Here is a 13,642-nt window from a genome sequence, read left to right on the forward strand (position 1 = left end):
TGCCCTTACGGTGGTTTGCGGGGGTACGGCCGCGTAGGTATCCGCGCACCCCCCTGCCCCGGCAGCCACGCAAGGAAGAAGGCGCTCACCATGGCCTCAGCGCCCACCATCCCGGACGTCACCCTCAACAACGGCGTCACGATCCCGCAGCTCGGCTTCGGCACGTTCCAGATCGAGCCGAAGGACACCAAGGACGCCGTCCTGGCCGCGCTGGAGATCGGCTACCGGCACATCGACACCGCCGAGATGTACGGCAACGAGAAGGAGGTCGGGCAGGCCGTCGCGGAATCCGGCCTGGACCGCTCCGAGGTCTTCGTGACCAGCAAGCTCAACAACGGCTTCCACGCCTACGGTGACGCGCTGACCGCCTTCACCCGCAGCCTGGACGACCTCGGCATGGAGTACATGGACCTGTTCCTGGTGCACTGGCCGCTGCCGGAGGTCGGCGACTACACCGAGACGTGGCGGGCGATGGAGGAGATCTACCGGTCCGGCCGGGTCAAGGCGGTCGGCGTCTCCAACTTCCAGATCGCGCACCTCAAGCGGCTGTTCGAGGAGACCTCGGTGGTGCCCGCGGTCAACCAGATCGAGGTGCACCCCTATCTCGTGCAGGACGAGTTGCGCGCCTTCGGCGAAGAGCACGGCATCGCCACCGAGGCGTGGTCCCCGATCGCCAAGGGCATGGTCCTGGACGACCCGGTGATCACTGCGATCGCCCAGCGGGTCGGGCGCAGCGCGGCGCAGGTGACGCTGCGCTGGCACCTGCAGCGCGGCGACATCGTCTTCCCGAAGTCGGTGACGCGCTCGCGGGTGGCGGAGAACCTGCGCCTGTTCGACTTCGAGCTGACCGGCCAGGACCTGGCGGACATCTCCGCGCTGGACCGCGGTGAGCGGACCGGCCCGGACCCGGACACCTTCAACTGGGTGCCGTAGGGGCGTACCCCGGCCGGGCGACGCGCCGCCGCCTCCCGCGCCCCGGGTCGCGGGAGGTGGCGCGCCGCCCGGCCGGGGGTCAGACGGAGGTCTCCAGCAGCCTGCGCAGGTCCTCGGCCATGCGCAGCGCCGCAGCGCGCCCGTCGCCGCCGAGCGCGCCGGCCGGCGCGGGTCGGGCCCGGTCCACCACCACCCGCAGCGCGGCCGCCGCGTGCCGGGCGAAGAGCGCCAGCAGGTCCAGCTCGCTCAGGCTGGAGCGGGACTGCGGCACCGGGTCGAGCACCTCCAGCACCCCCAGCACCCGGTCGCCGTGGGTCAGCGGCGCGGCCATCAGCGCGTCGGGGACGTACTCGGTGGACTCGGCGAAGTCCCGGTCGAAGGAGGAGCTGCGGGACAGGTCGTCCACGATGACGGGCTCACCGGAGGAGACCACCCACCCCGCGATGCCGCTCTCGGCGGGGAAGCGCCGCCCGACCAGGAAGCTCTCGCCCTGGCCGGAGACGGCCTGGAAGACCAGCTCGTGAGCCGGTTCGTCGAGCAGGAACACCGAACTGGCCTGGGCGCCGAAGATGGCCCGAGCGGTGTCGACCACCGACTGCATCAGCTCCTGGGAGAGCGGGTCGGTCACTGCGTTGCTCTCGTTGCTCTGTGTCACGAAGCACCCCTGATGCCCAGTTGGACGTTGGCCGCGGAAAGGTAGAGCGCGTTCTTGAGCTGGAAGGTCGTCATCCGGCGGTGCCGGGACAGGATGCGGGCGCACAGCCCGGCGATGTAGGGCGTGGCGAAGCTGTTGCCCGTGGTCCTGATCGACCCGCCGCCGAGCCAGGCCACCTGGACGTTCTGGCCGGGGGCGAAGAACTCCACCGGGGGGCTCGGGTTGTACAGGTGCAGCTCGGGGTCGTCCTCCTGGTGGCTGCCCACGGAGATCACCGACGCGAACCGCCACGGGAAGCTCTCCACCGGGGTGTTGTGCGCGGAGGCGACGATCGCGGTGCCGCGGAAGTACGCCTCGTCGGCGAGGACCCGCAGCTCCTCGGCGAACTGCGGGCGGGTGGTGGACAGGCTGAGGTTGATCACGTCGAAGCCCTGGCGGATCGCCCAGCGCAGGCCCGCGAGCAGCACGTCCCCGGTGCCGCCGAAGCCCTTGCCGAGCACCTGCACGCTGTACAGCTCGCACTCCGGCGCGGTCCTGCGGATGATGCCCGCGCAGGCGGTGCCGTGGCCGCAGGAGTCGCCCGGCTCGGTCGCCACGACGCTGGTGCCGGCGGCGTCCTTGCGGACCGTCCAGGAGCCGTCGACCCGGCCGATCAGCGGGTGGCCGCCCTCCACGCCGGAGTCCACGACGCACACCCGTACGCCGGTGCCGAGCGCGTCGGCCCAGCCGCGGCCGGGCGCCGGCGGCTCGCCGTCGGCGGCGACGAGCACGTCCTCCGGGCGCTTGCCGCGCAGGCTCCAGGTGAGTGAGGGGACGGCGCCCTTCTCGACGGTTCCCATGCAGCAGCCTCTCGCGTTCTGGCGGGGTCGCGGGTGCGGTGGGCGGCCCGCGCGGGTTCTCGGGGCGTGACGTGCCGTACGGGCGGCAGCGGCGGCGGGCGGCTCACGCGGGGGCCTGCTGCCGGCGGGCGGCGCGGCGCGCGCCGGGCAGGTGGCCCTTGGCCGCGAAGTGCCGGGCGGCCTGAGCTGCGGCCTCGCCCGCGGCCTCGGCGTTCCCGGCGCGGCGCAGCACGTCGGCGCGGTCCAGCCAGGCGACGGCGAGCAGGACCGGGGAGTCGGTGCCGGCGGCGGTGCGCACCGCGCGGGCGGACAGCGCCTCGGCCTGCTCGGCGCTGCCGCGCGCGGCGGCGATCCGGGCGAGGAGACCGTCGAGGTCGGCCGTGTCGGAGGCGGCCTCGCCGGGGGCGGCGGGGGCGCCGGAGTCCGCGGTGGTGGTGCCCGGGCCGGTGGCAGGGTCCAGGCCCGCGCCGGGGTGGTCGGCCGGACGTTCACCGGTGGCCGCGCCGGGCTCGGCGGGCGCCCCCAGGGCGTACGGGTCCGGGCCGGTGCGCGAGCCGCTGCCGGTACGCGCCCCGGGGCCGGCGGCCGAGGCGGCGGCCGGGCCCGAGCCGTTGGGGGCGGCGGCGAGGCGGGCGGCGGCCTCGTCGTGGCGGCCGACGTCCACCAGCAGCCGGGCCGCCTCGCGGGCGACCACACCGCGCAGCCCGTCGGCCTTCAGGCGCGCCGCGGCGGCGTCGGCCTCCTCGAGCAGGTCCAGGGCCCGGGCGCGGTCGTCCCCGAGGGTCGCCACCGCCGCGGCGAACAGCGGGAGCACCACGCGGCCCTCGGCGTACCCGAGTTCGCCGGCCAGCCGGCGGGCCCGGCTCAGGCACGCCTCGGCGTCCACCCACCGCTCCTGGAGGGCGAACAGCACCGCCAGCGGGCAGTTCAGCGTCAGCCGTACGGTAGGGCGCTGCTCGCCGTGCTCGGCCAGCAGGTCGCGGCTGCGGGCGACCGCCGACGGGACCGGTTCGGGGCCGCGCCACAGCGAGACGCCGATCGCGCCGAGGGCCAGGGCCCGTTCGGGCTCGGCGCCGGCCCGGCAAGCGTGGGCCAGGGCCCGCGACAGCAGGTCGTCCGCGGCCACATGGCGGCCCTGCGACTGCCGGTCCTGTGCGATCCGGATGCAGGCCCGCGCCTGGCCGAGGTCGTCGCCCGCCTGCTCGAAGACCGGCAGCGCCCACTGGGCGACGGTCCCCGCGCTGCTGCCGTCCGGCGCCGCCGACACCGCGGCCAGCGCGAGCCGCGCGTGGGCCGCCTCCACCGGGCGCACCGCCTCCCGCCCGAGCACGTCGAGCAGCAGCGCGCGGCCCTGGTCGGTACGGCCGGTCGCCAGCAGGACGTCGCCGAGCCGCCGCGCCGCCGCGCCCCACTCGGGCTCGTCCTCGGCCGCCAGATCCACCGCCCGTTCCAACAGCCCCGCCGCCCACGCCAGATCCGACCGCGCCAGCGCCCGCGAGCCCGCCTCCACCAGCAACCGCACGGCCCGCGCCCGCAGGTGGTCGGTGTGCGGGTCCAACACGCCCAGCTCGGCCCGGTAGCGGTAGGCCCGCTCCAGATGCGCCGCGACGGCCGCCACGCCCTCGACCCCGCCGGACCGCGCGCGCAGCAGCACCTCGCCCGGGCCTCCCTCCTCCCGGGGCCCCGCGGGCGCCTCCTCGGCGGCGGGCGCCAGGCGCCTGGACAGGGCCAGCGCGGCGTGTTCATGGCGTTCGGCACGGGTGCGCTTGGCCATGGACTGGTAGGTGACCTCATGGACGAGGCCGCTGCTGAAGCGCAGCGGATGGGTGCCGGCGAGCAGGCGGTGGCGGCCGAGTCCGGCGAGCGCGTCGCCCAGCGGCCCGGGCGCGGGGGTGCGGGCCGCGGCGTCGTAGAGGGCGCCGCCGGGCGCGCCTTCGGGGTCGTCGGCGACCAGGTCGGCGACCTGGTCGGCGGTGAACTCCCGGCCCGCGACGGCCGCGATGTCCAGCGCGGCGCGCTCCGCCCGGCCGAGGGCGCCGATCCGCGCGCCGAGCAGCGCCTGGAGGGTGGTCGGCAGGTCGCCGCCGCCGTCGGGGCGGTAGCCGGAGTCGGGCTGGGTGAGGGCGGCGAGGAGCTGTTCGAGGTAGAAGGGGTTGCCGCCGGCGGACTCCAGCACCTGCGGCGGTACGCCCGTACGCCCGCGGGCGGGCGCGGCGCCGTCCCAGTGCGCGCCGACCTCGGTGAGCGCTTCGGCGACGGTCTCGGCCTGCGCCGTGGTCAGGCCGGGCAGGGTCAGGGTGCGTGCCCGGGGGCCGCCCCACCCGGTGTGGCGGTCGGCGAGGTCGGGGCGGGCGGCGCACACGAACAGCACGCCGGCGCCGGCGAGTTCGGCGCGCAGCGCGGTGACCATGGCCAGCAGCGGCTCGCTCGCCCAGTGCAGGTCGTCCAGCACCAGGACGAGCGGGCGGCGGCGCGCCAGTACGGCGAGCAGGCCGGTCAGCGCGGCGCAGGTGTCGTCGGTCGACGGGTTGGGGGTGCCGTCCTCCAGCAGCCCGGCCGACAGCACGGCCAGCGCGGCGGCGGCCTCCTCGCGATCCGTGCGGTCCGCGATGCCCGCGGGGTCCGCCATGTCCGGCTCGCTGTCGAGGAGTTGGCGCACCGCCTCGGCGAGCGGCGCCAGGCTGCCGTGCTCGCCGTAGGGCCGGCAGCGGCCCGCGCCGTGGGCGAAGGCCCGCCCGGACTGCTTGCGCCACTCGTGGATCAGCCGGGTCTTGCCCATGCCGGCCTCGCCGAAGACCACGACCAGGTCGGGCCCTTGGCCGTCGCGTGCGGCGGTGGCGGTGAACGCCTCGCGCAGCGCCGCCAGTTCGCGGTCGCGGCCGACGAAGGGCACGTCGAAGCGGCGGCTGACCTCCGGCTCCTCCTCGACCACGGCGACCAGCCGGTAGGCGTCGACCGCGTCCTCCTTGCCCTTCAGCCGCAGCGCGCCCACCGGTTCGGTCCGGGCCCGCGCGCCGGCCGCGCGGCGGCTCTCCGGGCCGATCAGCACCTCGCCCTCGGCGGCGTTCTGCTCCAGCCGGGCCGCGACGTTGACCGTCTCGCCCGACACCAGCGCCTGGCGCGAGGACACGTCGGAGGCGGTGACGACCGGCCCGGTGTTGACCCCGATGCGCACCCCGATCCGGATGCCGAGCGAGGGCCCCAACTCCACGTCGTTGAGGCGCTGTACGGCGTCCAGCATCGCCAGTGCCGCGGCCAGCGCCCGCGCCGCGTCGTCCTCGTGGGTGACCGGCACCCCGAAGACGGCCATCACCGCGTCGCCGATGAACTTCTCGACGGTGCCGCCGAACTGCTCCAGGCACTCCCGCATCCGCTCGAAGTAGCGCAGCACCACGGTCCGCAGCGTCTCCGGGTCGAGCACGCCGGACAGCGCGGTGGAGCCCACCAGGTCGCAGAAGACCACGGTCACGACCTTGCGCTCCTCCTGCCGCACCCCGGCCGGTCCGGGGGCGGCCGGGGTGCCGCAGGAGGGGCAGAAGCGCGCCTCGGCGGGCAGTTCGGCGTCGCACGCGGTGCAGTGCATGCTCGGTCCCTTCCGCTGGTGGTGGAGCGGCTCAGAAGAGCGCGCCGCCGGCGATCTCGCTGTGCGCCTGCACTTCAGGGCCGACCTCGTCCAGCCGCGCCTTGATGTCGAGCATCACCGACAGCTCCTCCGCGCTCAGCGCCCGCAGCACGTCCCGCTGCTCCTCGGTGAGGTCGGCGACGCCGAAGCCGTGCGCCTGGAGCACCTCCAGGGTGTCGTCGGCCGTGCCGTCCATGCCCGCCCCGCCGATGTCCGCGCCGCCGTGGCCGCCGTCGCGCTCCCGGCTCTGCGCCGCCCCGTCGCTCATGAGGTGTGCGTCCTTTCCCTGGGGTGTTCCTGCTGCGCTGCCCGGCCGATGTGCGCGAACAGCTCCACGAGCCCGTCCACGGTGTGCAGCGCGCTCATCACGACCGCGTGCAGCAGGGGCGGGTCGAGCGGCAGCCCGTCGAGCAGCGCGAACAGCGCGGCGGTGTGCCCGCCGTCCAGCTCGGCGTGGCCGCGTACGGTCCGCAGCGCCGCGGCGGGCACTCCGGCGGCGGCGATCCGGTCCGCCAGCCAGGGCGCGGGCGCGTTGCCCTCCAGCACGGCGATGTAGCCGAGCAGCGCGACGGGGTGGTGGTGCGTGATCCAGTAGTACTGGGCGCCTGCCAGCCGGGCGACGACGGGGGACGGCTGCCGGTCGCGGACGGCCGCGGCATCGCCGCCCAGCGCGGCGATGTCCGCCAGCAGCCAGGCGTCGTGGCCGCGTTCCTCCTCGATGTGCGCGCGCAGGTAGGCGGTGAGCGGCGCGGCAACCGGGTCGCCGGGGCCCAGCCGGGCGCAGCGGCCTGCCGCGTGCTCCATCAGCGGCACGGACGCGCGGATCAGCCCGTGCATGGCGGCCAGGTAGCGGTCGTAGCGCGAACTCAGGCCCTGCGGGCGCCACATGGCGGTGGTGGCCGCCTGCACCGCGGGCGCGGTCAGCGCCAGCCGGGCGCGCAGCGCGGTGCCGGGCGGGACCGCGGTGGCCGCGCTCACCGCGCGGCTCCGCGCGGTGCGACCAGGTCGGCGTAGGGGGCGCAGCCGTGCCGCCGGACCAGGGCCACGGCGCCGGCCGCGGCCTGGCCGTCGGCGGCGTACCGGTCGAGCAGCGCGCCCGCGGGTCCGGCGCCCGCGGCGGCCGCGGCGGCCAGGACGCGCGGCTGGTCGGCGAGCGCGCGGCAGCCGTCGCAGTAGCCGCGGACCGGGGCCGGCTGGGCGGCGGGGTCGGCTTGAGCGGCGTGGGCGGCGGGGTCGGCGGCGCCGTAGCGGTGCCGCAGGTTCGCGGGGCCGACCGTCCTGATCATCCGCAGCACCGGCGACCGCCGCACCCGGGCGCTGATCTCCGGCCAGCCGTTGGCGCCGATGTGGCCGAGCGCCAGGTGCGCGGGGGCGGGTCTGCGGTCGACGACGTCCTGGTTGCAGCAGGCGAGCACGGCGCCGTCGGCGGCGACCACCGGCCAGGCGGCCATGGCGCAGGGCAGCGCGCGCTCCGGGTCGGGCGCCGCGGTGTCCGCGGCGGCCCAGGAGGCGGCCCGGCCCACCCGGCGCAGGGAGTTGACGAGCATGGGCACCCGGGTGCCGAAGGTGTGGCGGATGTCGGCGGTGACATCGGCGAGGTAGGGGTCGTCGGGGCCGCTGCCGACCAGGTGGACGCTGGTGGCGACCCCGGCGTCCAGCACCTGCGCCAGGAGGGCGAGGACGGGCGCGCGGCCGGTCTCGCGCTCGTGGAAGGCGTCCATGCTCACCGAGAAGTGGTCGACGGACGTCACGGCCCGCCAGATCCGCTCCGGCACGGCGTGGGCGCCCGGCCGTTCCGCGCGGGCCGCCGGGCCGACGAAGAAGGCGCCGGTGAGCAGCGCGGTCCTGGTGCCGGCCGCCCGCGCGCTCGCGGCGAGTTCGGTGACGAGGCCGGGCCGCAGCAGCGGTTCGCCGCCGGTCATCATGAGCACCGCGGGGTGCTCCTCGGCGGTGAAGCTGCCGACGAAGGACCGCAGCCGGGCGGCGTCGGGTTCGCCGGAGGCCATGGTGGCGGCGGTGGAGCAGTGCGCGCAGTGCAGCGGGCAGCGGCCGGTGACGGTCAGGAGCAGGCCCGCGCCCGGCAGCGGGCGCTGTGTCATCAGTTCGGCGAGTTCCATCGCACGCTCCTCATCGTCCTCCCGAGTGTCGGCGGGAGCGGTTCGAGGTGGGGTAAGAAGCGGTATGGGAGCGGTAAATCCGCAGGTGGCGGCCCGGGACACCGTTGGCCCCCGAAGGGGCGCACGCCGGGTCGGCGCGTGCGGCTCAGGCGGTGGCCCGCGGCAGCGGCAGGAGGTGGCGCTGCGCCTGTTCACGCGCGTAGACCTTCGTCAGGCGCGGGAGCTCGTAGCGGGCGGCGTGGGCGGTGACCTCGCTGCGCGGTGCCATGAGCACGCCGGCGTCCATCAGCGACTCCAGCCGGTGCAGGGCGTCGTCCTGGTCGCAGGTGAGCGCCTCGGCGGCCTGGCGCAGGGTGAAGGGCCGGTCCGGCAGCTCCCCCAGCAGGCACAGCGCGGCCCGGTCGGCCGGGCCGAGGTCCTGCCAGCAGCCGGCCAGGCTCGGCCGGACGTCGGCGTCCCCGGCGACGAGTTCGTCCAGGACGGTCCGGTCGTCGCCGAGCCGGGCGGCGTACTCGCCCAGCGGCAGGTGGCGGCGTACGGCGAGCTTCAGGCCGCTGACGCGTACGGCGAGCGGCAGCATCCCGGTGGCGGCCACGATCCGTTCGGCCGAGGCCGGACAGGAGCGCAGGCGGTCGGTGCCGATGATCCGGCCGAGCAGTTCCAGGCTCTCGGCCCGCTCGAAGGGCGCCAGCTCCAGCCGGTTGGCCGCGGCCAGGCCCGCCAGTTGGGCGCGGGCGGTGACCAGGACGGCGCTGCCGCCGCTGTCGGGCACCAGGGGCCGCACCGACGCCTCGTCGGCCGCGTCGTCCAGCACCAGCAGGACCCGCCGCGGTGCCAGCCAGGCCCGCCACGCGGCCGCGGCCTCCTCGGCGCCGGGCCGCCGGGTCCCGGGGTCCAGAGCGCCGGCCCCGTGCGGCGGTTCCGGCAGGCCGGCCAGCCGGGACAGCTCGGCCACCAGGGCGGCGGCCGGGCGCGGCCGGCCCTGCTCGTCGCGCATCCGCAGCAGCACCCGCCCGTCGGGGAACTCCGCGGCCAGCAGGTGCGCCGTGTGCACCGCGAGCGCGGTCTTGCCGGTGCCGACCGGCCCGGTCAGCAGCGTCAGCCGCCGTTCGCCCGCCAACAGGCCGCACAGCTCGTGCAGTTGGGGAACGCGACCGGTGAAGTCGGCGAGGTCCTGCGGGAGTACGGCGCCCAGTTCACCGCCGGGGCGGCGCGGCGCGGTCCGCGGGTCGGCGGCGCCGAGCGAGCCGAGGGTGCCGCCGGGCTGCTGGGGGCCGCCGTCGAGGATCGAGCGGTAGAGCGTCTCCAGCGCGGCGCTCGGCTGGAGCCCGTACTCGGCGGCGAGGAGCTGGCGCAGGGCCGCGTAGGCGGACAGCGCCTCGGTCTGCCGGCCCTGGGCGAACAGCGCGGTCATCTGCACGGCTCTGAGCCGTTCCCGCTCGGGGTGCCGCTCGACCAGGTCCGCGACGGTCTCGGCGACCTCGGTGGCGCGGCCGAGCCGCAGCTCGATCTCGGCCCAGTCCTCGTAGACCTGGAGGTGGCGGCTGTCGAGGCGTTCGGCCTCGGACCGCACCGCGGGCGAGAACCGCAGTTCGCGCAGCGGGAGTTCCTGCCGCAGTCCGAGCGCCTCGCGCAGCATCCGGGACGCCGGGGCCAACGCGCCCTGCGCGGTGGCCTCGCGGGCGGCCCTGGCCAGGTGCTGGAAGCGCAGCACGTCCAGTTCGTCGTCCCGCACCCGCAGCAGGTAGCCGCCGGCGTGGTGCGCGAGGCGGTCGCCCGCCCCGACGGTGTCCAGGAGCTTGCGCAGCGCGGAGATGTACACCTGGATGTTCTTGCGCGCGGTGCGCGGGGGCCGGCCGTCCCACAGGGTGTCGGTCAACAGGTCGAGCGACACGGGGGTGTTGGCGCGCAGCAGCAGCATCGCCAGCAGCAGCCGCTGTTTGAGCGGGCCGAGCGGGAGGGGGCCGTCGGGCGTGCCGACGGACAGGGGGCCGAGGACGGTGAGGCGCAGGGCGTCGTGCTGGGGTTCGGCCATCTCTGGTTTCACCTTTCCCACCGGCTGACCCGGGACCAGGTCATGAGCTGAGATGAATGACATCAGGCGGATGACTTATATCAAACGGATTCGCCCGGGTGAACAAGGCAACATCCGGCCGAGCCGCGGCAGTTGTCGGCCAACCCACCGCGACCTGCGGCGATACCGGCCGCATACCGCGAGTAGACCGGTTCCGAATCCCCTGCTCCTAGCGTGTGGAACGTCCGAACGACGCTTCACATCCGCTGACACGAGGAGACGATCATGGCTGACGCCGTCGACCCGACCAACGAGGAAGCCGCTGCCGAGACCGAGACCGACAACGAGGTCGAGGCGCACACCGCCGCTCCCCTGGAGCTCCAGGACCTGGAGGTCAGCAACCTGGAGGCTCCCGGCAGCACGGTCAGCCTGGCCGCCTGCGCCTGATCCTCCCGTGTGGGCGGCGTGCCGCGACGGCGCGCCGCCCACACGTCGTTGTGCGCCCGTACGGCCGGGGCCGGCCGCCCGGGCGCCCGCACCCCGACAGGAGACGACCATGGCCGAACCCGTACCGTCCGCGCCCGAACCCGAGCCCGAAACCGCCGCCGACACCGAGGAGTCCGAGGTCGAGGCGCACACCGCGATGCCGCTGGGCCTTCAGGAGCTCGGGGTGAAGGCGCCCGAACCCGACCAGCTGCTCGGCTCCACGAGCGCGACGAGCCTGGCGGTCTGCTGCTGACTCCCCGCCGTACCCCGCACGTCGATCCCGCACCGGAGAGGCCCATGATCCCGTTCCTGTACGTCGTCGCGGACAAGGAGTTCTACGCCCCGCTGGAGACCGCCCGCGACCGCGGGGAGGTCTACCGGCCCGCGGCCGTACCGGACGGCTGGACCGGGGCCGAGGCCGGGATCTGGACGATGTGGCACCGCGGCCGGCAGCTGCGCGGTGTCGAGGACGGCTGGAAGGTCCACGTGTCCGCGCGGCCCGGCCGCCAGCAGCACGTCCTCGACACCGTGGCCGCGGTCTGCTTCGAGCAGGACGTCGCCTTCAAGAACATGTCCTGCGCACTGTTCTACTGGTGGATGCACCACAAGCAGGCCGCCCGCCAGCAGAGCGGCAAGTTCGTCGCCGCCTACCCCACGAGCGTCGAGGCCGCCCGCACGCTCATGGAGCGGCTGCGCACCGAACTCGCGGACGAGGAAGGCCCGTTCATCCTCACCGACCGGCGCTACCGCGACTCGCGCACCGTCCACTACCGGTACGGCGCCTACCTGCCGCGCGATCGCGTCAACGCCGACGGCACCTACACCATGCTGCTGCGCCGCCCGGACGGCGTCCTGGCCGAGGACCGCCGGGGGGTCTCCTTCCACCTGCCCGACGGCGTCACCGACCCGTTCGCCGCCGGCCGGCCGAAGGCGAAGGGACCGAAGGCGCAGGGGCCGAAGGCGAAGGGCGCGACCCGTGCGAAAGGCGCCCCGGCCACGGCGGACGCACCCGCACCCGTCACCTTCCACGGCTACGCCTTCGAAGAGGCCCTCCAGTTCTCCAACTCCGGCGGCACCTACCGCGCCCGCGAACTCGCCACCGGCCGCCAGGTCTTCATCAAGGAGGCCCGCGCGCACACCGGGATCGCCCACGGCGAGCGCACCGCGCCCGACCAGCTCCGCGCCGAGCACGCCACGCTCACCGCGCTGCACGAGGCGGTGCCCGGCCTGGCCCCGCAGCCGCTGGAGCTCTTCCGCGAGTGGGAACACCACTACCTGGTCACCGAGTTCGTCGAGGGCGAGACCCTCCAGCGCTGGATGGTCGCCCATCAGCCCATGCTCGGCACCGGCCGCCGCCGCGAGGAGTTCGACGACTACTACGCGCGCTGCGAGAAGCTGATCGCACGGGTCGAGACCGCGCTGGACCGCCTGCACGCGGCCGGCTATCTCTTCGTGGACGTCAGCCCCGGCAACGTCATGGTCGGCGACGACGACAGCGTCCGGCTGGTCGACTTCGAGGCCGCCCAGCGCGCCGACAGCGACGAGATCCTGGTGATCGGCACGCCCGGCTACGCCCCGCCGCCCGAACTCGTCGGCGACGACCGGCTGATCCACGACACCTACGGGCTGGCCGGCCTCGCCCTGCTGCTGCTCGGGCCCTTCCACCAACTGGCCCGCCGCAACCCCGATACGCTCGCCCACCTGCGCGGCGAGCTCCAGGAGCGGGCGCCGGTGCCGGAACCCCTGTGGCGCAAGGCGGTCCGCTTCCACCCGCCGCGCCCCGCCGCCGACGGCGCCGTACCCCTGCCCACCCCCGAGCAGGTGGCCGCCGAACCGCTGCGCCACCTGGCCGAGTTGCGCGACCGCACCGCCGACGCGCTGACCGCCATGGCCGAACCCGGCCACCCGGCCCGGGTGTTCCCCACCATCGCCGACGGATACGCCAGCAACACCCAGTGCCTGGCCTACGGTTCCGCGGGCGTGCTGCACGCCCTGACCCGGGCCGGGCGCGCCCTCCCGGACGGCGCCCTGGAGCGGCTGCGCGCCGACACCTTCGACGGCATCGAGCGCCTGGGGCCCGGGCTGATGGCCGGCACCGCCGGAATCGCCTGGGTGCTCGCCGACCACGGCCTGCTGGACGAGGCACGCGACCTGCTCGCCGCCGCCGACCGGCACCCGCTGACCGCCTCCGGCGCCTGCGCCACCCTCTTCGGCGGCAGCTCGGGCCTGGCCATGGCCCACCTCGCCCTCTACGGGCACACCCGCGAGGACGCGCACCTCGACCGCGCGCAGCAGCTCGCCGCGGCGCTGCCGCCCGACGCCGAACTCACCGCGCTGCTCGGCGCCGACGACGCCACCGGCCTGATGCACGGCCGGACCGGCATCGCCCTGATGCTCCAGCAACTCGACGCCGTCACCGGGTCGTCGGCGGGCACGGAGCGCGGGGTGCGGCTGCTGCACGCCGAACTCGACCGCGCCACCGACCCCGACGCGCCCGGTCTGGCCTTCCCGATCTCCGCCGCCGACAGCCGCAGCCTGCCCTACCTGTACTGCGGCTCCGCCTCGATGGCGCACACCGTCGTCCGCTACACCCGCACGATCGGCGACGAGCGGCTGGTCCAGGCGCTGCCACGGCTGCTGGCCGCGGCCCGCACCCCGTACACCGCGATGTCCGGGCTCTTCCAGGGGCAGGCCGGACTGGGGTTCGCGGCTGCCGAGCACGCCCGGCTGACCGGCGACGCCGCCGCCCGGGACGCCGCGGTCCGCAGCGCGCGGGCCCTGTACAAGTTCGCGGTGCCGCACCCGACCGGGGTGCGCTTCCTCGGCGACCAGAACATGCGGTTCAGCGCCGACCTGTGGAGCGGCTCGGCGGGCGTGCTGCTCTTCCTGACGCAGCTGCTGGACCCCGCGCCCGACCCGCTGTTCACCGTGGACGCGCTCGCCGCCGCCCCCGCCCCGACCGCCGCAGCCAGGTGA

Annotated in this window: 11 protein-coding genes; 4 read left to right on the forward strand and 7 right to left on the reverse strand. The window is 75.7% G+C overall.

The window, feature by feature from the left end:
* Window positions 1-90 precede the first annotated feature (90 nt).
* On the forward strand, window positions 91-933 hold the full coding sequence (locus AC3EVP_RS09055; RefSeq protein ID WP_335980893.1) for an aldo/keto reductase: 843 nt from the start codon (window positions 91-93) through the stop codon (window positions 931-933).
* 79 nt (window positions 934-1,012) lie between these two features.
* Here the strand turns inward: AC3EVP_RS09055 and AC3EVP_RS09060 are convergent, their stop codons facing one another.
* The 7 genes from AC3EVP_RS09060 to AC3EVP_RS09090 all read right to left on the reverse strand — a co-directional run bounded on the left by AC3EVP_RS09060 (window position 1,013) and on the right by AC3EVP_RS09090 (window position 10,201).
* Window positions 1,013-1,534, reverse strand: a complete 522-nt coding sequence (locus tag AC3EVP_RS09060; protein ID WP_335980934.1) for a GAF domain-containing protein — start codon at window positions 1,532-1,534, stop codon at window positions 1,013-1,015.
* 50 nt (window positions 1,535-1,584) lie between these two features.
* Window positions 1,585-2,427, reverse strand: a complete 843-nt coding sequence (locus AC3EVP_RS09065) for a S8 family peptidase (protein ID WP_335980894.1) — start codon at window positions 2,425-2,427, stop codon at window positions 1,585-1,587.
* Between the two features lie 103 nt (window positions 2,428-2,530).
* The gene (locus AC3EVP_RS09070; protein ID WP_435127945.1) at window positions 2,531-6,010 is read right to left on the reverse strand and encodes an AAA family ATPase; all 3,480 of its coding nucleotides are present in this window, start codon (window positions 6,008-6,010) and stop codon (window positions 2,531-2,533) included.
* A 31-nt stretch (window positions 6,011-6,041) separates the two neighbouring features.
* The gene (locus AC3EVP_RS09075; RefSeq protein ID WP_335980935.1) at window positions 6,042-6,245 is read right to left on the reverse strand and encodes an aroma-sacti cluster domain-containing protein; all 204 of its coding nucleotides are present in this window, start codon (window positions 6,243-6,245) and stop codon (window positions 6,042-6,044) included.
* 68 nt (window positions 6,246-6,313) lie between these two features.
* On the reverse strand, window positions 6,314-6,937 hold the full coding sequence (locus AC3EVP_RS09080) for an iron-containing redox enzyme family protein (protein WP_435128251.1): 624 nt from the start codon (window positions 6,935-6,937) through the stop codon (window positions 6,314-6,316).
* Between the two features lie 86 nt (window positions 6,938-7,023).
* Window positions 7,024-8,166, reverse strand: coding sequence for a radical SAM protein (locus AC3EVP_RS09085; protein WP_435127947.1), 1,143 nt, complete (start codon window positions 8,164-8,166; stop codon window positions 7,024-7,026).
* A 145-nt stretch (window positions 8,167-8,311) separates the two neighbouring features.
* Window positions 8,312-10,201 (reverse strand): AfsR/SARP family transcriptional regulator, encoded by a 1,890-nt coding sequence (locus AC3EVP_RS09090; RefSeq protein WP_435127949.1) that lies wholly within the window; start codon window positions 10,199-10,201, stop codon window positions 8,312-8,314.
* A 264-nt stretch (window positions 10,202-10,465) separates the two neighbouring features.
* On the opposite strand from AC3EVP_RS09090, the gene AC3EVP_RS09095 reads away from it, so the two are divergent.
* From AC3EVP_RS09095 to lanKC, 3 genes are all read left to right on the forward strand, one after another.
* Window positions 10,466-10,627, forward strand: a complete 162-nt coding sequence (locus AC3EVP_RS09095) for a hypothetical protein (protein WP_335980898.1) — start codon at window positions 10,466-10,468, stop codon at window positions 10,625-10,627.
* 109 nt (window positions 10,628-10,736) lie between these two features.
* Entirely contained in the window at window positions 10,737-10,919 is a 183-nt protein-coding gene (locus AC3EVP_RS09100; protein ID WP_335980899.1) for a hypothetical protein, read from the forward strand.
* Window positions 10,920-10,963: 44 nt separating this feature from the next.
* A complete protein-coding gene (gene lanKC, locus AC3EVP_RS09105) occupies window positions 10,964-13,642 on the forward strand; it encodes a class III lanthionine synthetase LanKC (protein ID WP_435127951.1) in 2,679 nt (892 codons plus the stop codon).

It is taken from the genome of Actinacidiphila sp. bgisy144, from assembly GCF_057708105.1.

Bases quoted from the DNA above. Each gene is read 5' to 3' on its own strand.
- AC3EVP_RS09080 (WP_435128251.1), bottom strand. From the start codon at position 6,937: ATGTGGCGCCCGCAGGGCCTGAGTTCGCGCTACGACCGCTACCTGGCC.
- AC3EVP_RS09095 (WP_335980898.1), top strand. From the start codon at position 10,466: ATGGCTGACGCCGTCGACCCGACCAACGAGGAAGCCGCTGCCGAGACC.
- AC3EVP_RS09060 (WP_335980934.1), bottom strand. From the start codon at position 1,534: ATGCAGTCGGTGGTCGACACCGCTCGGGCCATCTTCGGCGCCCAGGCC.
- AC3EVP_RS09065 (WP_335980894.1), bottom strand. From the start codon at position 2,427: ATGGGAACCGTCGAGAAGGGCGCCGTCCCCTCACTCACCTGGAGCCTG.
- lanKC (WP_435127951.1), top strand. From the start codon at position 10,964: ATGATCCCGTTCCTGTACGTCGTCGCGGACAAGGAGTTCTACGCCCCG.
- AC3EVP_RS09075 (WP_335980935.1), bottom strand. From the start codon at position 6,245: ATGGACGGCACGGCCGACGACACCCTGGAGGTGCTCCAGGCGCACGGC.
- AC3EVP_RS09085 (WP_435127947.1), bottom strand. From the start codon at position 8,166: ATGGAACTCGCCGAACTGATGACACAGCGCCCGCTGCCGGGCGCGGGC.
- AC3EVP_RS09100 (WP_335980899.1), top strand. From the start codon at position 10,737: ATGGCCGAACCCGTACCGTCCGCGCCCGAACCCGAGCCCGAAACCGCC.
- AC3EVP_RS09055 (WP_335980893.1), top strand. From the start codon at position 91: ATGGCCTCAGCGCCCACCATCCCGGACGTCACCCTCAACAACGGCGTC.
- AC3EVP_RS09090 (WP_435127949.1), bottom strand. From the start codon at position 10,201: ATGGCCGAACCCCAGCACGACGCCCTGCGCCTCACCGTCCTCGGCCCC.
- AC3EVP_RS09070 (WP_435127945.1), bottom strand. From the start codon at position 6,010: ATGCACTGCACCGCGTGCGACGCCGAACTGCCCGCCGAGGCGCGCTTC.